We start from the raw sequence: 435 nt of genomic DNA, 5'->3' as shown, positions 1-435 counted from the left end.
CTTTCGAACACTAGCGATTATTTCTTATGAATTCAAGCTTATTTAAAACTCTTTATTCACTCGGTTTTGCTTGGTAAAATCTATATTTTACTTACTTATCTAGTTTTCAATGTACAAATAATGGTGGAGACTAGCGGGATCGAACCGCTGACCTCCTGCGTGCAAAGCAGGCGCTCTCCCAGCTGAGCTAAGCCCCCAAATAGGTATTAAATTAATGGTGGGCCTAAGTGGACTCGAACCACCGACCTCACGCTTATCAGGCGTGCGCTCTAACCAGCTGAGCTATAGGCCCATTAATTTGAATGAACAAACATTCAAAACTGAATACAATATGTCACGTTATTCCGCATCTTCTGAAGAAGATGTTCCGAATATATCCTTAGAAAGGAGGTGATCCAGCCGCACCTTCCGATACGGCTACCTTGTTACGACTTC

2 tRNA genes and 1 rRNA gene are annotated in these 435 nt (G+C 42.5%); all 3 read right to left on the bottom strand.

Annotated features, from left to right (window positions below):
* Nucleotides 1-121: 121 nt before the first annotated feature.
* Nucleotides 122-197 (bottom strand) — tRNA-Ala (locus tag IDG65_RS14310).
* A gap of 18 nt (nucleotides 198-215) precedes the next feature.
* Nucleotides 216-292, bottom strand: a tRNA-Ile gene (locus IDG65_RS14305).
* A 91-nt stretch (nucleotides 293-383) separates the two neighbouring features.
* A 16S ribosomal RNA gene (locus tag IDG65_RS14300) occupies nucleotides 384-435 on the bottom strand; the annotation flags it as partial.

The organism is Staphylococcus sp. EG-SA-17, assembly GCF_017151845.1.
Classification (GTDB): Bacteria; Bacillota; Bacilli; order Staphylococcales; family Staphylococcaceae; genus Staphylococcus; species Staphylococcus aureus.
This window is presented reverse-complemented; position numbering and strand designations above follow the sequence as displayed.